This is a genomic window from Pseudomonas sp. PAMC 29040 (genome assembly GCF_003994535.1).
GTDB classification, from domain to species: Bacteria; Pseudomonadota; Gammaproteobacteria; order Pseudomonadales; family Pseudomonadaceae; genus Aquipseudomonas; species Aquipseudomonas paraversuta.
Genome location: NZ_RZAA01000002.1, coordinates 153,821 through 170,980, shown reverse-complemented (window position 1 = coordinate 170,980; position 17,160 = coordinate 153,821). Strand labels below are relative to the sequence as shown.

Below are 17,160 nucleotides of genomic sequence, written 5' to 3'. Positions count from 1 at the left end.
TTTTATGCCCGGCACTTTATCCCTGGCGCCGATTGCGCGGTCACAAAAATTCCGACAGGAACGGCTGCCATTGACCCGGCCGAGAAAGGCCCCGTCCTACATTAAAGCCATCAGCACTGCCCCAGAATGACCGCCTTTTCTTCCCACGGAATGGCGGCCTGCGATGATGCCGAAAGTACTGTTGCTGCTTGTTTTTGCCCACCCGGCTGGCGCGCAGGTCTATCGCCAGGCCCCCGACAACGCCAGCTTGATCTTCAGCAACGTACCCCTGGCAGGAGTCCAGGCAGAGCCGATATCCGTGCAACCCGCAAACCGGATCGCAGCATTCAAGTATTCGCCGACCTTGATCCCCCCCTCCATGCTGTTGCCCGAACAAGCGCCCGGGCCAGCGATCAAACCTGATCGCGACCCGCATCGTCAGGCGGTACAAGACCGTCTCGCAGAGAACTGAATCTATTCAGCAAATCTGCACTATATTGGTGCAACAACAGAGCGAAGACACACTTGCCAGCCCAATTTGGTTCAAAACGACTCACTCCAAGCGCATAAACGCCATCTAAAAGGGCTGCAACCCCCTATTTCAGGCGAATAACGCTTCTTTTCGGAGCCTTGGTTTGTTTTTTGCATTTTCCTAGTCTCAGCGCCTCACCCGCGCATGCAATCCGGGATCGGCCCATGACCATCAGTGATGCCCTGCACCGACTGCTACTCGATAATCTGACCACAGCCACACTGCTGCTCAATGCCGACCTGCGTCTTGAGTACATGAACCCGGCGGCGGAAATGCTGCTGGCCATCAGTGGCCAACGCAGTCATGGGCAATTCATCAGTGAACTGTTCACTGAGTCCACCGAAGCCTTGCACTCGCTGCGCCAGGCGGTTGAGCAAGCGCACCCGTTCACCAAGCGCGAAGCCATGCTGACTTCGCTCACCGGCCAGAACCTAACGGTGGACTACGCCGTGACCCCGATCCTGAGCCACGGCAGCACCATGTTGCTGCTTGAAGTGCACCCCCGCGACCGGCTGCTGCGTATCACCAAGGAAGAAGCCCAGCTGTCCAAGCAGGAAACCAGCAAGATGCTGGTGCGCGGCCTGGCCCATGAAATCAAGAATCCGCTGGGCGGCATTCGCGGGGCGGCCCAGTTGCTGGCCCGCCAGCTACCCGATGAAAGCCTGCGGGACTACACCAACGTCATCATCGAAGAAGCCGATCGCCTGCGTAATCTGGTAGATCGCATGCTGGGTTCCAACAAACTGCCATCGCTGGCCATGACCAATGTGCATGAAGTGCTGGAGCGGGTGTGCAATCTGGTCGAGGCCGAAACACAGGGCAGCATCACGCTGGTGCGCGACTACGACCCGAGCCTGCCCGACCTGCTGATCGACCGTGAACAGATGATTCAGGCCGTGCTCAATATTGTGCGTAACGCCATGCAGGCCATTGGCAGCCAGAACGAGCTGCGCCTGGGCCGCATCAGCCTGCGTACCCGGGCCATGCGCCAGTTCACCATCGGCCATATCCGCCATCGACTGGTGACCAAAATCGAAATTATCGACAACGGCCCGGGCATCCCCCCCGAGCTGCAAGACACTCTGTTCTTTCCAATGGTCAGCGGCCGCCCTGACGGCACCGGGCTGGGACTGGCCATTACCCAGAACATCATCAGTCAGCACCAGGGATTGATCGAGTGTGAGAGCCACCCCGGCCACACACTCTTCTCGATCTTTCTACCACTGGAACAAGGAGCCGCATCGACATGAGCCGAAGTGAAACCGTGTGGATCGTCGACGACGACCGTTCTATCCGTTGGGTCCTGGAAAAAGCCTTGCAACAGGAAGGCATGACCACACAAAGTTTCGACAGCGCCGACGGGGTGATGAGCCGCCTCGCCCGCCAGCAGCCCGACGTGATCATTTCGGACATTCGCATGCCCGGGGCCAGCGGTCTGGACTTGCTGGCCAAGATTCGCGAACAGCACCCCCGCCTGCCCGTGATTATCATGACCGCCCACTCCGACCTCGACAGTGCGGTGGCGTCCTATCAGGGCGGCGCGTTCGAATACCTGCCCAAGCCGTTCGACGTCGACGAAGCCGTGTCCCTGGTCAAGCGTGCCAACCAGCACGCCCAGGAACAACAAGGCCTGGCCGTCCCTCCAGCGCTGGCACGCACGCCGGAAATCATCGGTGAAGCCCCGGCGATGCAAGAGGTGTTTCGCGCCATTGGCCGGCTTAGCCACTCCAACATCACGGTGTTGATCAATGGCGAGTCGGGCACCGGTAAAGAGCTGGTGGCCCACGCCCTGCATCGCCATAGTCCGCGCGCAGCATCGCCCTTTATTGCGTTGAATATGGCGGCCATCCCCAAGGACCTGATGGAGTCCGAGCTGTTCGGCCACGAGAAAGGTGCCTTCACCGGAGCCGCCAACCTGCGGCGCGGCCGGTTCGAGCAAGCCGATGGCGGAACCCTGTTTCTGGACGAAATCGGCGACATGCCCGCCGACACCCAAACGCGCCTGCTGCGGGTCTTGGCCGATGGCGAGTTCTACCGGGTCGGCGGTCATACGCCGGTCAAGGTCGATGTGCGGATCATTGCCGCCACCCACCAGAACCTCGAAACCCTGGTCCAGGCCGGCAAGTTCCGTGAAGACCTGTTCCACCGTCTGAACGTGATCCGCATTCATATCCCGCGCCTGTCGGACCGTCGCGAGGATATCCCGACCCTGACCCGCCACTTTCTCAGCAGCGCCGCGCAAGAGCTGTCTGTCGAGCCCAAGCTGCTCAAGGCCGAGACCGAGCAATACCTGAAAAACCTGCCATGGCCGGGCAACGTGCGCCAGCTGGAGAACACCTGCCGCTGGATCACGGTGATGGCCTCGGGCCGCGAAGTGCATATCAGCGACTTGCCACCCGAGCTGCTGAACCTGCAGCAGGACACGTCGCCGGTCACCAACTGGGAACAGGCCCTGCGTCAGTGGGCTGATCAGGCGCTGGGCCGGGGTCAGTCCAACCTGCTCGACAGTGCCGTGCCGACGTTTGAACGGATCATGATCGAGACCGCCCTCAAGCACACCGCAGGCCGTCGTCGCGATGCAGCCGTGCTGCTGGGCTGGGGCCGCAACACCCTGACCCGCAAGATCAAGGAGCTGGGGATGAAGATTGATAGCGACGAGGATGACAGCGACGAGGCATGACTCGGCGGCGCGATGATGGGGGAGCCGGCTGGCCAGCGATGGCACCCCTGTGATCGGCCTGAACGATCGCGAGCAAGCTCGCTCCTGCAGGACCGCACCAGCTTCAGGCAACACGCACTATTTGCGTGCACAGCTCTGGATCAATGGTTACAGCAACATCGGCAACCCAAAACAGCAGTCCCAGAAAAGCCCCGGATTCCGGGGCTTTTGCATATCAAGGAAAAAAATCAGGCAGAAAAACCAGAACTGGCATGCACCCTGCAATAACCCTGATAACGCTTTAGGGGACCTTGATACAGGCAGGTCAAGACTCCCCACTTTTACACCCGCAGCCTTGATGCCTTATGCATCGAGGCGCACAACGATTTTGGGGAACCGGTACAGGCAGGCCGCAATTCCCTCTTTTATTACTCCCGCAGGTTTACCTGCAGTCGCCAGCGCCCGTCCCGGGACGCTCCGGCCCAGTCGCCCTGCAGCGCACGGGCCGCCACCAAGGTCAGCAGCAACCCGCCATCGGTATGCCGTAGCCGCCAGTTCACCACCTTGTCACCCAGCTTTAACTGGCCGTTCTGCGGCTTGCCCCTGGCATCGAACAGCAACCCCAGCGTGCCATCAACCAGCTCGCCATGCAGCTTGGGCTCATCGCTGAACCACACCACCAGCGCACCGGGCAACACCTCCACTTGCTGCAGCTCAACCGGCACAGGCGCGGTCAAACGCCCGATCATCATGCCCACCATTACACCGACTATCACCAAAGAACCTAAAACCCGTGGCCATAGTTTCGGCCGCGGGTCTTCTTCAGGCGTAGAATGCTGCCTATCTTTAAGTTCGGAGCCGTGCATGTTTCACGTCATCCTTTTTCAACCAGAAATTCCGCCGAATACCGGCAACATTATCAGGCTGTGCGCCAACAGCGGCTGCCACCTGCATTTGATCGAGCCTATCGGTTTTGAGCTGGACGACAAGCGCTTGCGCCGGGCCGGGCTCGATTACCACGAGTACGCGCCGCTCAAGCGCCATGCCGATCTGGCCAGTTGCCTCGAAAGCCTGGGCCATCCGCGACTGTTCGCCTTTACCACCAAAGGTTCACGGCCGTTCCACGACGCCCGGTTTGCCGAAGGCGATGCCTTTATCTTCGGCCCGGAAAGCCGGGGCCTGCCGCCAGAAGTGCTGGATGCGCTGGACGGCGACCACCGCCTGCGTCTGCCGATGCGTGAAGGTTGCCGCAGCCTGAACCTGTCCAACACCGTGGCCGTGGCTGTGTACGAGGCCTGGCGCCAGCTGGACTTCAAGTAATACGCAAAAAAACCTGTAGGAGCGAGCTTGCCTCGCGAGCTGTTGGCCCATGGAAAAGCTCGCGAGCAAGCTCGCTCCTACAGGTTGCCTTTGGACAAGGGCAATAAAAAAGCGCCATCAAGGCGCTTTTTTATTGGGCATCGACTGTTTATTGAACAGTCGGGCTGCCTTCTTCCTGCATGCGCTGCAATTCTTGCGCGTACAGGGCATCGAAGTTCACCGGAGCCAACATCAACGCCGGGAACGAGCCACGGGTAACCAGGCTGTCCAGGGTTTCACGGGCGTACGGGAACAGGATGTTCGGGCAGAACGCGCCCAGAGTGTGGTTCATCGACGCCGGATCAAGGTTTTTGATCAGGAAGATGCCAGCCTGCTGAACTTCAGCAATGAACGCCACTTCGTCACCGTTTTTCACGGTAACCGACAAGGTCAGGACCACTTCGTGGAAGTCGCCTTCCAGCGGCTTTTGACGGGTGTTCAGATCCAGGCCAACGCTCGGCTCCCACTGCTGACGGAAGATCGCCGGGCTTTTAGGGGCCTCGAACGACAGGTCGCGCACGTAGATACGCTGCAGGGAAAATTGTGGAGCGGTGTCTTCATCGCTAACAGCAGCGGTGTTCTGTTGGTCAGTCATCACAGATCCTTGTTGATCTTGGGGCTTATAGAGAATGAGAGTCAGACGTTCAGCAGCGCATCCAATTTACCTGCGCGCTCCAGGGCAAACAGGTCATCGCATCCGCCAACGTGTTTCTCGCCAATCCAGATTTGCGGCACCGACGTACGACCTGCCTTCTGAGCCATTTCGGCCCGTACTTGAGGCTTGCCGTCGACCTTGATTTCTTCAAAGGCTACACCCTTGTTTTCAAGCAAAGCCTTGGCTCGGATGCAGTAAGGGCAATAATCGCTGGAGTAAACGGTGACCTTGGACATATTTACTTCACCACTGGCAGGTTGTCGGCGCGCCAGCTGCCAATGCCGCCGGACAGTTTGGCAGCGTTGTAGCCGGCCTTGAGCAGCTCACGGGCGTGGGAGCCTGAATGCTGGCCCTGGGCATCAACCAGGATAATGGTCTTGCCCTTGTGCTTGTCCAGCTCGGCAATGCGCGCCATCAACTTGTCTTGCGGAATATTCAGCGAACCCACGATGTGGCCGGCGGCAAAGTCTTTTACCGGGCGAATATCAATCACCACGCCTTCGTCGCGATTGACCAGACCGGTCAGTTCGCCCGTGCTGATGCTGCGCCCGCCTCGGCTCATCTCGTGGGCGATCAACAGCGCCAACAGGATGACAAACGCGCCTACAAGCAGGTAGTGAGAAGTCGCAAATGCAATCAGGTGCTCAACCATCAGAAGGTTCCAGGGTCGTAAAATGTGGGCCAGTATACACAGCCGCCTTGGTCGGCCAAACCCCGCCCGGCGGTGACGTCACATGAACTTCGCTTTAAACTGCGCGTCTTCTTCACACCTTCCAATAAACCAGCCACAAGTGGGATCTATGACTACCACGCCTAAACCTTTGGTCCTGATCATCCTGGATGGCTTCGGTCACAGTGAAAGCCACAAGGGCAACGCCGTCTATGCGGCCAAAAAACCGGTGCTCGACCGTCTTTGCGCGAGCATGCCAAACGGCCTGATTTCAGGCTCGGGCATGGATGTCGGTCTGCCAGACGGCCAAATGGGCAACTCCGAGGTTGGCCACATGAACCTCGGCGCCGGCCGCGTGGTGTATCAGGATTTCACCCGCGTCACCAAGTCGATCCGCGACGGTGAGTTCTTCGAGAACCCGACCATTTGCGCCGCGGTCGACAAAGCCGTGGCTGCAGACAAGGCCGTGCACATCATGGGCCTGCTGTCCGAAGGCGGCGTTCACAGCCACCAGGACCACCTCGTGGCAATGGCCGAACTGGCTTTCAAGCGCGGCGCCGAAAAAATCTACCTGCACGCGTTTCTCGATGGTCGCGACACTCCGCCAAAAAGTGCAGGTTCGTCCATCGAACTGCTAGACACGGCCTTCAAGGCCCTGGGCAAAGGCCGTATCGCCAGCCTGATCGGGCGCTACTTCGCCATGGACCGCGACAACCGCTGGGACCGCGTATCCCAGGCCTACAACCTGATTGTCGACGGCAAGGGCGAGTTCAACGCCGCCACCGCCCAGGAGGGCCTGGAAGCTGCCTACGCCCGTGGCGAGAGCGACGAATTCGTCAAAGCCACCACCATTGGTGAGCCGGTCAAGGTCGAAGACGGCGACGCCGTGGTCTTCATGAACTTCCGTGCCGACCGGGCCCGCGAACTGACCCGCGTATTCGTTGAAGACGATTTCAAGGAATTCGAACGTGCACGCCAGCCGAAACTGGCCGGCTTCGTGATGCTGACCCAATACGCCGCCAGCATCCCGGCGCCTAGCGCATTTGCTCCCGGCAGCCTGGAAAACGTACTCGGCGACTATCTGGCGAAAAACGGCAAAACCCAGCTGCGCATTGCCGAAACCGAAAAATACGCCCACGTGACCTTCTTCTTCTCCGGTGGCCGCGAAGAACCGTTCCCGGGTGAAGAGCGCATTCTGATCCCGTCGCCGAAAGTGGCGACCTACGACCTGCAACCGGAAATGAGCGCACCCGAAGTCACCGACAGGATCGTCGATGCCATCGAGCACCAGCGTTACGACGTGATTGTCGTTAACTACGCCAACGGCGACATGGTCGGCCACAGCGGTGTATTCGATGCTGCGGTCAAGGCTGTTGAATGCCTGGATGCCTGTGTCGGCCGCATCGTCGAAGCGCTGGACAAGGTCGGTGGCGAAGCCCTGATCACCGCCGACCACGGCAACGTGGAGCAGATGTCCGACGACACCACTGGCCAGGCGCACACCGCCCACACCTGTGAACCGGTCCCGTTCATCTATGTAGGCAAGCGTGCATTCGAGGTCCGTGAAGGTGGCGTATTGGCCGACGTGGCACCGACCATGCTCAAGCTGCTGGGCCTGGCGCAGCCGCAAGAAATGACCGGCAAGAGCATTTTGCTCGACGCTTAAAGCCATGCACCTGCAGGAGCGAGCTTTCAAGGCTCGCGAGCAAGCTCGCTCCTGCAGGAATTTCGCGTACAGGATCTGCAGCTACTATTTCACTTCCATCCATTTCTTATAGGTAACGATGGCGGGCATACTAGGCCGTCCCGTTCCCCAGGTGTCGCCCGCCCCATGCTTCGCGCCCTTATAGCCCTGACCCTCGCATGCCTGCTCCAACCGGCGTTTGCCGACGAGCGCGCACAAACCCAACAACAGCTGGAAGCTACCCGCCAGGACATTGGCGAGCTAAAAAAACGCCTTGGCCAGCTTCAGCAAGAACAATCCGGCGTGCAAAAAGACCTGCGCGGTACCGAAACCGAAATCGGCAAGCTGGAGAAGCAGGTAGAAACCCTGCAAAAAGAACTAAAAAAGAGTGAAGGCGAGCTGCTGCGCCTAGATAGCGAGAAAAAAAAACTCCACAGCGCAAAACTTGAACAGCAACGCCTGATCGCCATTCAGGCCCGTGCCGCCTATCAGGGCGGACGTCAGGAATACCTGAAGATGCTGCTCAACCAGCAAAACCCCGAGAAGTTCGCCCGAACCCTCACCTATTACGACTACCTGAGCCAGGCCCGCCTGGAGCAGCTCAAGAGTTTCAACGAAACCCTGCGCCAACTGGCCAATGTCGAAGCCGACATCAACTTGCAACAGGCCCAGTTGCTGACCCAGAAAAGCAGCCTCGATGAGCAGCGCGCCGCACTGGATAAAGTCCGTGCAGAGCGCCAGCTAGTGCTGGCCAAACTGAATTCCGACGTTAAAGACCGCGATCAAAAGCTGCAGGCTCGCGAGCAGGATCAGGCCGATCTGGCTAAAGTCCTCAAGACCATTGAAGAGACCCTCGCCCGCCAGGCCCGTGAAGCCGAGGCAGCTCGGCAAAAAGCCCTGATTGCCCAGCAGGAAGCAGAGAAGAAACGTCAACGGGAGGCTGAAGCGGTTGCCACCGACGCCCCGCGCAAACCGGTCAAATCGACGCCGGGCGCCCTGGTTTCGAGTGCCGGTGTGTCCTACGGCGGACCTTTTTCTCAGGCACGGGGCAAACTTCCATGGCCAGTTGATGGTCGATTGCTTGCGCGCTTCGGTGAAAGCCGTGGTGATGATGCCCGTACCAAGTGGGACGGGGTGATGATCAGCGCCGGTGCAGGCACCCCGGTGCATGCGGTACATGGTGGTCGCGTAGTGTTTGCCGACTGGCTGCGCGGCGCCGGCCAGCTGGTGATTCTGGACCACGGCAACGGCTACTTGAGCCTGTATGGCCACAACCAGACACTGCTCAAGTCGGCCGGCGATATCGTTAAAGCCGGAGAGGTGATTTCTACCGTCGGTAACAGCGGTGGTCAGGCGACCCCCGCACTGTATTTTGCTATTCGTCAGCAGGGCCGCCCCAGCGACCCTGCACAATGGTGTCGCGCTCAAGGATGAGCCCATCACTTTTAAAACGTAGGAGTTCGTTCAACATGCAGCATTTGTCCCGCCTCAACTCGCTGGCCCTGATGATCGCTCTGGTGATCGGCTCGCCTCTGGCATTTGCTGCCGAGCCGGCTGCTCATCCGGTGCCTGCCAACAGCGCCAAGGCGCCACTGCCGCTGGACGAGCTGCGCACATTTGCCGAGGTCATGGACCGGATCAAGGCTGCGTATGTTGAACCTGTGGATGACAAGACCCTGCTCGAAAACGCCATCAAGGGCATGCTCAGCAACCTTGACCCGCACTCCGCGTACCTGGGCCCTGAAGACTTCGCCGAACTGCAAGAGAGCACCAGCGGCGAATTCGGCGGGCTTGGCATCGAAGTCGGCTCCGAAGACGGCAATATCAAGATCGTCTCGCCAATCGACGACACCCCGGCGAGCAAGGCCGGGATTCAGGCCGGCGACTTTATCGTCAAGATCAACGGCCAGCCCACCCGTGGCCTGAGCATGACCGAGGCGGTCGACCTGATGCGCGGCAAGATCGGTCAGAAAATCACCCTGACCCTGGTGCGTAATGGCGGCACGCCGTTCGACGTGACCCTGACCCGCGCCAACATTCAGGTCAAAAGCGTCAAGAGCCAGCTGCTTGAAGACGGCTACGGCTATATCCGCATTACCCAGTTCCAGGTCAAGACCGGCGAAGAAGTCGCCGCCGCGCTGTCCAAGCTGCGTCGGGACAACGGCAACAAAAAACTCAAGGGCATCATTCTCGACCTGCGCAACAACCCGGGCGGAGTCCTGCAATCGGCCGTTGAAGTGGTGGATCACTTCATCACCAAGGGCCTGATCGTTTACACCAAAGGCCGCATCGCCAACTCCGAGCTGCGCTTCTCCGCGACCGGCAAAGACCTGAGCGAGGGCGTTCCGCTGGTGGTGTTGATCAACGGCGGCAGCGCCTCGGCATCAGAAATCGTCGCCGGTGCCCTGCAGGACCAGAAACGTGGCGTGGTGATGGGTACCACCAGTTTCGGCAAAGGCTCGGTGCAAACCGTACTGCCACTGAACAATGACCGCGCACTGAAGATCACCACCGCGCTGTACTTCACCCCCAACGGCCGTTCGATCCAGGCCCAGGGCATCGTGCCGGACATCGAAGTCAGCCGCGCCAAGATTACCCGCGAGCAAGACACCGAGTACTACAAAGAGGCCGACCTGCAAGGTCACCTCGGCAACGGTAACGGCGGTGCAGACAAGCCCAGCGGTTCTGGCCCCAAAGCCAAGCCGATGCCGCAGGATGACGACTTCCAGCTGAGCCAGGCCCTGAGCCTGCTCAAAGGCCTGAGCATTACGCGCGGCAACTGAGATGCGTTTTTCGTCGCTGCTTGCCCTGCTCTGCTGCCTGACCGGTGCCGCCCACGCGGCGCCGGCCAGCCCGGCCGCAACACCGCACAAGGCTTACCTGAGCCTGATCATTGATGACCTTGGGCAAAACCTGCCACGGGACCGCCGCGTGCTGGCGTTGCCCGGCCCGGTCACCACCGCCGTGATGCCCGACACCCCCCATGCCGCCGAATTTGCCCGTGAAGCCCACAAGGCCGGCAAGATCGTCATCTTGCACATGCCCATGGACCCGGCGACCGGCCCGTTTGCCTGGCACCCCGACTTGCCGATCGACGAACTGGCAAAGCGCCTCGAGGCTGCCTTCAAGGCCGTGCCCTACACCAGTGGAATCAACAACCACATGGGCAGCCGCATGACCTCACAGCCACAGGCCATGGCCTGGCTGATGGAAAACCTGCAGCAACGGCACAAGTTCTTCGTCGACAGCCGCACCAGCGCCCAGACGGTCGCCGCGGCCCAGGCGCAGAAGATTGGCCTGGCCAGCGTGTCGCGGGATGTATTTCTGGACGATGTGCGGACCGAAGAGGCGATTGCCGTTCAACTGCAAACTGCGATCAAGCTGGCGCATAAACAAGGATCGGCGGTGATGATCGGTCATCCCTACCCCCAGACCCTTGCCGTACTTGAACGCGAACTGCCCAAGCTCAAGGCCCAGGGCATTGAGTGGATCGACATCAGGCAAATGATCGGCGTGCGCAGCAACAAGGCCATGGCCGGACACGGCAAGGACGGGGTTTACCGCTAAGCCCCCTGCCCTGCCTGCCTTCCACCCTACCTACCTCCCTGTAGGAGCGAGCTTGCTCGCGAGCTCTTCAATGCAAAGCTCGCGAGCAAGCTCGCTCCTACAGATCAGATCAGATCAGGTCAGGTCAGGTCAGGCCAGGCTCAGAGGTATTTGTCGCTGATCTTGTCGACCACACCTTCGGCCCGCAACTGATCCAGGGCTTTCTGCAACCTGGCCACCACCTCATCCGGCACCTCTTTATTCAACGCCAGATAAAGCTGCGCCTGATTGAAACGCAGTACGGTCTTGAACCCCGAAATACCTACCTGACGCGCCAAAAATCGGCCTGCCGGATCACCTGTGGCCCACAGGTCAATCTGACCGGCCTGCAGCTTTCTGGCGTTGTCCTGATCGCGCAGCACAATCACCGGCGCCATCCCTTTTTCTTCCAGGGCCAGGGCAATGGCATCACCCTTATAGGCGCCTACCTTGTACTGCCGGGCCTGCTCAAGGGAGGTCAGGGTAATAGGGCTATTGGCCCGGGCCAGCAACACCCAGTCATCCGGGCCGATGGGCCCGACCCATTTGAACAAGGCTTCGCGCTCAGGGATCCGGGCCGTGACGAACACGCCATAATCGGGATTATCCAGGGCAAGGTGATAGATGCGCTCCCAGGGGAAACGCAGGGTCATGCTGTAACCGATATCGGCCCGTTTGAAGGTTTCGCGCAGAACTTCGACGGCAATGCCTTCCAGGTTCTGGTTCTGGGCAAAGTTCTTGCCGTTCTTGGCCATGTTGTACGGCGGGAAGTTTTCAGTCAGCAGCACCAGCGAGTAACGCGAAGTATCAGCTGCAAAAACAGCACTCGTCAGGCACAGGGCAGAAGTGGCGAGAGCGAGCAACAAAGGTTTGAACATGACAGACGACCTAAATCCATGGCGTGCCCAAGAGTGCCGTGGGCCCGCCATGCTGTCCAGTGCCTAGCGCACCACAATCCCGCGCTCAGCCATGTAGGCCTTGGCCTCTGGCACGGTGTATTCGCCAAAGTGGAAAATACTCGCCGCCAGTACCGCGCTGGCATGGCCCTCGAGGATGCCGTCCGCCAGGTGCTGCAGGTTGCCGACACCGCCCGAAGCGATCACTGGAATGCCCAGCGCATCGCTGATGGCACGGGTCACGCCCAGGTCGAAGCCGCTTTTCATGCCGTCCTGATCCATGCTGGTCAGCAGGATCTCACCGGCCCCCAGGCCTTCCATCTTCATCGCCCACTCGACTGCATCGAGCCCGGTCGGCTTGCGCCCGCCATGGGTGAAGATTTCCCAGCGCGGGGTTTCGCCCGGCAAGGAAACCTTCTTCGCATCAATCGCCACCACGATGCACTGGGAACCAAAATGCTGCGCCGCCTCCCCCACGAACTCGGGGTTGAACACCGCTGCAGTATTGATCGAGACCTTGTCGGCACCGGCATTGAGCAAGTTGCGAATGTCTTGAATGCAACGCACGCCACCGCCCACGGTCAGCGGGATAAACACCTGGCTGGCCATGCGCTCGACGGTATGCAACGTGGTGTCACGGCCGTCGACGCTGGCAGTGATGTCGAGAAAGGTAATCTCGTCGGCACCCTGCTCGTCATAGCGACGGGCAATTTCCACCGGGTCACCGGCATCGCGAATGTTCTCGAACTTGACGCCCTTGACGACCCGGCCGTTATCCACGTCCAGGCAAGGGATGATGCGTTTGGCCAGCGCCATGCCGTTCTCCTCAGGCCTTGTAGGCGTCGCAGAAGGCTTGCGCCTCAGCCACGTCCAGGGTGCCTTCGTAAATCGCACGGCCGGTGATGGCACCGACGATACCGGGCGCTTTGGCGTCCATCAGGGCTTTGATATCACCCAGGTTATGGATACCGCCCGAAGCGATCACAGGAATGCTGGTGGCTGCTGCCAGGGCCGCGGTGTAGCTCACGTTGCAGCCCTGCATCATGCCGTCTTTGGCAATGTCGGTATAAACGATGGCCGATACGCCGTCAGCTTCAAAACGCTTGGCCAGGTCGATGACCTGAATGGTGCTCACTTCAGCCCAGCCATCAGTGGCGACGAAGCCGTCCTTGGCGTCCATGCCGACAATGATTTTGCCGGGGAAGGCGCGGCAGGCTTCAGCCACAAACTCAGGGTTCTTCACGGCTTTGGTGCCCAGAATCACGTAGCTGACGCCAGCCTTGACGTAATGCTCGATGGTTTCCAGCGAGCGGATGCCGCCACCGATCTGGATCGGCAACTGCGGGTAGCGCCTGGCGATGGCAGTCACCACCTCGCCATTGACCGGCATACCTTCGAAGGCGCCGTTCAGGTCAACCAGGTGCAGGCGGCGGCAACCGCCCTCTACCCATTTGGCGGCCATGCTCACCGGGTCATCGGAGAACACGGTGGAGTCTTCCATACGGCCCTGGCGCAGACGTACACAGGCACCGTCTTTAAGATCGATAGCGGGGATAATCAGCATGCTTTTTCCTTCGTCAAAAGAGCTGCAAGCGTTGAGCTTGAAGCTGCAAGAAAGAGCGGAGTGCGATCTTGCCCCTAACTTGCAGCTTGAAGCCTGGAACTTGCAACTGACTCAATTCTTTTCGAGTGCCCACAGGTCGCTTTCGATGCTCTCGAACCTCTCTTTGAGGTGCGTCTGCACATCGAAAATCGCGCGATTGTAGTAATGCGGCGCGATTTCGCGGGTGAACAGTTCAAGGATTTCAGCCGCTTCAAATGAACCCAGGTCCAGTTCGAAGCGGTCCTGCATAAAGCGTTTGATCTTGCTGTTGGCTTCGTTCTCTTGCTCGGGGGTGAGCGTGAGAATCGGCGGCTTCTTGCGAGGCGCCATTACCAGCGTCCGTCCCAGGCCGCGAAATTTTCCAGCAGTTGCAAGCCGTGGGTATGGCTCTTCTCTGGATGGAATTGCACCGCGAAACGCGAGCCGTCAGCCAGCGCGGCCGCAAAATCGACGCCGTAGTGCCCGCCACCGACCACCTGGCGAGGATTGCCCGCCGCAATGTAGTAGCTGTGGACGAAATAGAAGCGCGACATGTCAGGGATACCATGCCACAGAGGGTGATCGACCTTCTGCTGCACTTCGTTCCAGCCCATGTGCGGCACCTTGAGGTGCTCGCCGTCTTCGTGCAGATCCTTGCCGAAAAACTTCACCTGACCGGGAAACAGGCCGATGCAATCAACCCCACCGTTCTCTTCGCTGCTGTCGAGCATGGCTTGCATGCCGACGCAAATCCCGAGAAAAGGACGGTCCTGGCTGACTTCACGCACCAGCGAGTCGAAACCCAGGCGACGGATTTCGGCCATGCAATCCCGAATGGCGCCCACACCGGGGAACACCACGCGGTCAGCTTCGCGAATCACATTGGCATCGCTGGTAATCAGTACCTTCCCGGCGCCAACGTGCTCCAGCGCCTTGGCCACCGAGTGCAAGTTACCCATGCCGTAATCGATCACCGCCACTGTCTGCATCAGAGCACGCCCTTGGTCGACGGCATTTGCCCGGCCATACGTTCGTCCAGCGCGACAGCCATGCGCAGCGCGCGGCCGAATGCCTTGAACACGGTTTCGATCTGGTGGTGGGTGTTGGTGCCGCGCAGGTTGTCGATGTGCAGGCTGACGTTGGCGTGGTTCACGAAGCCCTGGAAGAACTCCTGAAACAGATCGACATCGAAGCCGCCCACGGTGGCGCGGGTGTATGGCACGTGCATTTGCAGGCCCGGACGGCCCGAAAAGTCGATGACCACGCGCGACAGCGCTTCGTCCAGCGGCACGTAGGCGTGACCGTAACGGGTCATGCCTTTTTTATCGCCGACGGCCTGGCTGAAGGCCTTGCCCAGGGTAATGCCAACATCCTCGACGGTATGGTGATCGTCGATATGCAGGTCGCCTTTGCACTCGATGTCCAGGTCGATCAGCCCGTGTCGGGCGATCTGGTCGAGCATGTGCTCAAGAAAAGGAACGCCGATATCGAATCGGGCCTTACCGGTACCATCCAAGTTGATCGAGGCTTTGATCTGGGTTTCCAGAGTATCGCGCTCGACTGACGCCTTACGTTCGGCCATCACCAGCTCCGCAAAATCATTGGGCGAAAAAGGTGGCCATTATAGGCACGGGTCAGGCAAACAGAAACATGGAAGGGAATATGACTGACGGACAGAGTCATTCGGTAGGAGCGAGCGTGCTCGCGAGCCCTTTAAAAGCTCGCGAGCACGCTCGTTCCTGCGGGTCAGGCAGCGGTATTAATGGAACAACACCGCAGTCTTCTGCACTGTCACCCACACGCCCCACAGCAGCGGAATGCCCACTGCCAGCCAGGCGGCGATGACCAGCGGCAGACTGCCGGAGGCCGCTTTCCACTCCAGCGAGGTGCTGGCATCGGCGCCCTTGTCGTGCCCCAGCGCCTGTTCGGCCGCCAGTTGCGCGTCAGTCATGAAGTACTTGTCAGCCACCGGGCGTACCAGCAAGTTGCAGATAAAGCCCAGCACCAGCAGGCCGGCGAGGATATACAGGGTGATGTCGTAGGCCGCCGCACGCTCGACCCCGATGCTGAGCTGGTACTCACGCAAATAGTTGACCAGCACCGGCCCCAGCACACCTGCCGCAGCCCACGCAGTCAACAGCCGACCGTGAATCGCCCCCACCATCTGCGTACCGAACAGATCCGCCAGGTAAGCCGGCACTGTGGCAAAGCCGCCGCCGTACATCGACAGGATGATGCAGAACGCGGCCACAAACAGTGACACGTTGCCCAGATGGCCCAGGTTCGGAATCAGCGCATACAAGGCAAAACCCAGGGCAAAGAACACAAAGTAGGTGTTTTTACGCCCCAGGTAATCGGAGAACGAAGCCCAGAAGAAGCGCCCGCCAATGTTGAACAGGCTCAACAGACCGGTAAAGCCGGCCGCAATCGCCGCGATTTGCGCCAGCTGCGCCGCATCCAGCTGGCTGAATGTCAGGTCATTACCCAGCAATTTGCCCGCGAACACTTCCTGCAACAACGGTGAAGCCATACCCAGAATGCCGATACCGGCAGACACGTTCAGGCACAGCACCAGCCACACCAGTGCAAACTGCGGGGTTTTCCAGGCAACACTCACATGTACATGGCGCTGGGTAATCATCGCATTGGCGGCTTTTTTCGCCGGCGCAGTCCAGCCCTCAGGCTTCCAGCCGGTAGGCGGCACGCGGTACGACAAGGCACCACCAATCATGAACACGAAGTAAATCGCGGCCATGACTACAAAGCTCTGCCACACGCCCACGCCGTCCGGGCCGGCAAAATGGCCCATCAGCGCAGCGGCCAACGGCGCGCCCACCATGGCGCCACCGCCAAAACCCATGATCGCCATACCGGTCGCCATGCCGCGCTTGTCCGGGAACCACTTGATCAGCGTCGACACCGGCGAGATATAGCCCAGACCTAGACCGATACCGCCAATTACCCCCGAGCCCAGCCACATCAGCCAGATCTGGTGGGTATAAATGCCCAGTGCGGAAACCAGCAGGCCACCACACCAGCACAATGCCGAAACCACACCGGCCTTGCGCGGCCCGGCATGTTCAAGCCAGCCGCCCCATACAGCTGCCGAGCAGCCGAGGAAGATGAAAAACAGGGTGTAGATCCAGCCGAGCATGGAGATCGGCCAGTCACATTGCGAAGAGAACACCTGGGCGATAAAACTCATGTCCGGCGCACAAGCCACTGGCGCAGTCACGCCCAGGGCTTTGGACAGCGGCAGCCAGAACACGGAAAACCCGTAGGCCATGCCGATACACAAGTGAATGGCCAAGGCGGCCGGCGGAACCAGCCAGCGGTTGAAACCGGGCCTGGCGATGATGCGCTCCTTTGACAGGAACGCAGGCTTTGAGGCAAGACTGCCTTCAGCGGTGCTGGTACTCATTATTGTTTCCCCCATGGATGAAGTGCTCCCCGGACGCGCGGAACCCCCGACTTTGGTGCCCTGTAGCACGAGTCATTTTTTGTAGGATTCATTTCAAGGCGCGACAATGCGCCGCAGAAGGCCCGAAAAACAGCCGAA

Annotated in this window: 19 protein-coding genes; 8 read left to right on the top strand and 11 right to left on the bottom strand. The window is 59.8% G+C overall.

Features of this window, described 5'->3' with window-relative positions; translation table 11 throughout:
- The first annotated feature begins 163 nt into the window (after positions 1-163).
- The 3 genes from WG29040_RS03775 (at position 164) to ntrC (ending at position 3,191) form a co-directional block, all read left to right on the top strand.
- A complete protein-coding gene (locus WG29040_RS03775) occupies positions 164-451 on the top strand; it encodes a hypothetical protein (protein ID WP_127195691.1) in 288 nt (95 codons plus the stop codon).
- A gap of 224 nt (positions 452-675) precedes the next feature.
- Positions 676-1,761, top strand: coding sequence for a nitrogen regulation protein NR(II) (glnL, locus tag WG29040_RS03770; protein ID WP_003438604.1), 1,086 nt, complete (start codon positions 676-678; stop codon positions 1,759-1,761).
- Positions 1,758-3,191, top strand: a complete 1,434-nt coding sequence (ntrC, locus tag WG29040_RS03765; RefSeq protein WP_010656315.1) for a nitrogen regulation protein NR(I) — start codon at positions 1,758-1,760, stop codon at positions 3,189-3,191. The genes glnL and ntrC overlap by 4 nt, the downstream gene beginning before the upstream one ends.
- 407 nt (positions 3,192-3,598) lie before the next feature.
- Here ntrC and WG29040_RS03760 read toward each other — a convergent pair whose 3' ends face one another.
- Positions 3,599-4,036 (bottom strand): hypothetical protein, encoded by a 438-nt coding sequence (locus WG29040_RS03760; protein WP_010656316.1) that lies wholly within the window; start codon positions 4,034-4,036, stop codon positions 3,599-3,601.
- On the opposite strand from WG29040_RS03760, the gene WG29040_RS03755 reads away from it, so the two are divergent.
- Complete coding sequence (locus WG29040_RS03755; RefSeq protein WP_003438595.1) at positions 4,035-4,490, top strand: tRNA (cytidine(34)-2'-O)-methyltransferase; 456 nt, start codon at positions 4,035-4,037, stop codon at positions 4,488-4,490. The two genes, WG29040_RS03760 and WG29040_RS03755, sit on opposite strands and share 2 nt — an antisense overlap.
- A 148-nt stretch (positions 4,491-4,638) precedes the next feature.
- Here the strand turns inward: WG29040_RS03755 and secB are convergent, their stop codons facing one another.
- The 3 genes from secB to WG29040_RS03740 are packed head-to-tail and all read right to left on the bottom strand — an operon-like array spanning position 4,639 to position 5,836.
- Entirely contained in the window at positions 4,639-5,124 is a 486-nt protein-coding gene (gene secB / locus WG29040_RS03750; RefSeq protein ID WP_003438592.1) for a protein-export chaperone SecB, read from the bottom strand.
- A 41-nt stretch (positions 5,125-5,165) separates the two neighbouring features.
- Positions 5,166-5,420 (bottom strand): glutaredoxin 3, encoded by a 255-nt coding sequence (gene grxC / locus WG29040_RS03745; RefSeq protein ID WP_003438589.1) that lies wholly within the window; start codon positions 5,418-5,420, stop codon positions 5,166-5,168.
- A 2-nt stretch (positions 5,421-5,422) separates the two neighbouring features.
- On the bottom strand, positions 5,423-5,836 hold the full coding sequence (locus tag WG29040_RS03740; protein WP_003438586.1) for a rhodanese-like domain-containing protein: 414 nt from the start codon (positions 5,834-5,836) through the stop codon (positions 5,423-5,425).
- A gap of 148 nt (positions 5,837-5,984) precedes the next feature.
- Between WG29040_RS03740 and gpmI the strand changes: the two genes are divergently transcribed.
- From gpmI to WG29040_RS03720, 4 genes are all read left to right on the top strand, one after another.
- Positions 5,985-7,520 (top strand): 2,3-bisphosphoglycerate-independent phosphoglycerate mutase, encoded by a 1,536-nt coding sequence (gene gpmI / locus WG29040_RS03735; RefSeq protein ID WP_003438583.1) that lies wholly within the window; start codon positions 5,985-5,987, stop codon positions 7,518-7,520.
- A 165-nt stretch (positions 7,521-7,685) separates the two neighbouring features.
- Positions 7,686-8,972, top strand: coding sequence for a murein hydrolase activator EnvC (locus WG29040_RS03730; RefSeq protein WP_127195690.1), 1,287 nt, complete (start codon positions 7,686-7,688; stop codon positions 8,970-8,972).
- Positions 8,973-9,007: 35 nt separating this feature from the next.
- Positions 9,008-10,321 carry a S41 family peptidase gene (locus WG29040_RS03725; protein ID WP_003438574.1) on the top strand — a complete coding sequence of 438 codons (1,314 nt, stop codon included), beginning with the start codon at positions 9,008-9,010 and terminating at the stop codon, positions 10,319-10,321.
- 1 nt (position 10,322) lies between these two features.
- Entirely contained in the window at positions 10,323-11,105 is a 783-nt protein-coding gene (locus WG29040_RS03720; RefSeq protein ID WP_003438572.1) for a divergent polysaccharide deacetylase family protein, read from the top strand.
- Between the two features lie 140 nt (positions 11,106-11,245).
- On the opposite strand, the gene WG29040_RS03715 is transcribed toward WG29040_RS03720, so the two are convergent.
- The 7 genes from WG29040_RS03715 to WG29040_RS03685 form a co-directional block, all read right to left on the bottom strand.
- Complete coding sequence (locus WG29040_RS03715) at positions 11,246-12,001, bottom strand: ABC transporter substrate-binding protein (RefSeq protein WP_010656320.1); 756 nt, start codon at positions 11,999-12,001, stop codon at positions 11,246-11,248.
- 63 nt (positions 12,002-12,064) lie between these two features.
- Entirely contained in the window at positions 12,065-12,835 is a 771-nt protein-coding gene (gene hisF, locus WG29040_RS03710) for an imidazole glycerol phosphate synthase subunit HisF (RefSeq protein WP_003438568.1), read from the bottom strand.
- A gap of 10 nt (positions 12,836-12,845) precedes the next feature.
- Positions 12,846-13,583, bottom strand: a complete 738-nt coding sequence (gene hisA, locus WG29040_RS03705; RefSeq protein ID WP_003438566.1) for a 1-(5-phosphoribosyl)-5-[(5-phosphoribosylamino)methylideneamino]imidazole-4-carboxamide isomerase — start codon at positions 13,581-13,583, stop codon at positions 12,846-12,848.
- A 111-nt stretch (positions 13,584-13,694) separates the two neighbouring features.
- Positions 13,695-13,952 carry a DUF2164 domain-containing protein gene (locus WG29040_RS03700; protein ID WP_003438564.1) on the bottom strand — a complete coding sequence of 86 codons (258 nt, stop codon included), beginning with the start codon at positions 13,950-13,952 and terminating at the stop codon, positions 13,695-13,697.
- Positions 13,952-14,590, bottom strand: a complete 639-nt coding sequence (hisH, locus tag WG29040_RS03695; RefSeq protein WP_003438562.1) for an imidazole glycerol phosphate synthase subunit HisH — start codon at positions 14,588-14,590, stop codon at positions 13,952-13,954. Before hisH ends, WG29040_RS03700 begins: the two co-directional genes overlap by 1 nt.
- A complete protein-coding gene (gene hisB / locus WG29040_RS03690) occupies positions 14,590-15,183 on the bottom strand; it encodes an imidazoleglycerol-phosphate dehydratase HisB (protein WP_003438561.1) in 594 nt (197 codons plus the stop codon). The genes hisH and hisB overlap by 1 nt, the downstream gene beginning before the upstream one ends.
- 177 nt (positions 15,184-15,360) lie before the next feature.
- Positions 15,361-17,022, bottom strand: coding sequence for an OFA family MFS transporter (locus WG29040_RS03685; RefSeq protein ID WP_003438560.1), 1,662 nt, complete (start codon positions 17,020-17,022; stop codon positions 15,361-15,363).
- Between the last annotated feature and the right edge of the window lie 138 nt (positions 17,023-17,160).

Bases quoted from the DNA above. Each gene is read 5' to 3' on its own strand.
- ntrC (WP_010656315.1), top strand. From the start codon at position 1,758: ATGAGCCGAAGTGAAACCGTGTGGATCGTCGACGACGACCGTTCTATC.
- WG29040_RS03700 (WP_003438564.1), bottom strand. From the start codon at position 13,952: ATGGCGCCTCGCAAGAAGCCGCCGATTCTCACGCTCACCCCCGAGCAA.
- gpmI (WP_003438583.1), top strand. From the start codon at position 5,985: ATGACTACCACGCCTAAACCTTTGGTCCTGATCATCCTGGATGGCTTC.
- WG29040_RS03720 (WP_003438572.1), top strand. From the start codon at position 10,323: ATGCGTTTTTCGTCGCTGCTTGCCCTGCTCTGCTGCCTGACCGGTGCC.
- glnL (WP_003438604.1), top strand. From the start codon at position 676: ATGACCATCAGTGATGCCCTGCACCGACTGCTACTCGATAATCTGACC.
- hisF (WP_003438568.1), bottom strand. From the start codon at position 12,835: ATGGCGCTGGCCAAACGCATCATCCCTTGCCTGGACGTGGATAACGGC.
- WG29040_RS03740 (WP_003438586.1), bottom strand. From the start codon at position 5,836: ATGGTTGAGCACCTGATTGCATTTGCGACTTCTCACTACCTGCTTGTA.
- WG29040_RS03775 (WP_127195691.1), top strand. From the start codon at position 164: ATGATGCCGAAAGTACTGTTGCTGCTTGTTTTTGCCCACCCGGCTGGC.
- hisB (WP_003438561.1), bottom strand. From the start codon at position 15,183: ATGGCCGAACGTAAGGCGTCAGTCGAGCGCGATACTCTGGAAACCCAG.
- WG29040_RS03755 (WP_003438595.1), top strand. From the start codon at position 4,035: ATGTTTCACGTCATCCTTTTTCAACCAGAAATTCCGCCGAATACCGGC.
- hisA (WP_003438566.1), bottom strand. From the start codon at position 13,583: ATGCTGATTATCCCCGCTATCGATCTTAAAGACGGTGCCTGTGTACGT.
- grxC (WP_003438589.1), bottom strand. From the start codon at position 5,420: ATGTCCAAGGTCACCGTTTACTCCAGCGATTATTGCCCTTACTGCATC.
- WG29040_RS03760 (WP_010656316.1), bottom strand. From the start codon at position 4,036: ATGCACGGCTCCGAACTTAAAGATAGGCAGCATTCTACGCCTGAAGAA.
- WG29040_RS03725 (WP_003438574.1), top strand. From the start codon at position 9,008: ATGCAGCATTTGTCCCGCCTCAACTCGCTGGCCCTGATGATCGCTCTG.
- WG29040_RS03685 (WP_003438560.1), bottom strand. From the start codon at position 17,022: ATGAGTACCAGCACCGCTGAAGGCAGTCTTGCCTCAAAGCCTGCGTTC.
- hisH (WP_003438562.1), bottom strand. From the start codon at position 14,590: ATGCAGACAGTGGCGGTGATCGATTACGGCATGGGTAACTTGCACTCG.
- WG29040_RS03715 (WP_010656320.1), bottom strand. From the start codon at position 12,001: ATGTTCAAACCTTTGTTGCTCGCTCTCGCCACTTCTGCCCTGTGCCTG.
- WG29040_RS03730 (WP_127195690.1), top strand. From the start codon at position 7,686: ATGCTTCGCGCCCTTATAGCCCTGACCCTCGCATGCCTGCTCCAACCG.
- secB (WP_003438592.1), bottom strand. From the start codon at position 5,124: ATGACTGACCAACAGAACACCGCTGCTGTTAGCGATGAAGACACCGCT.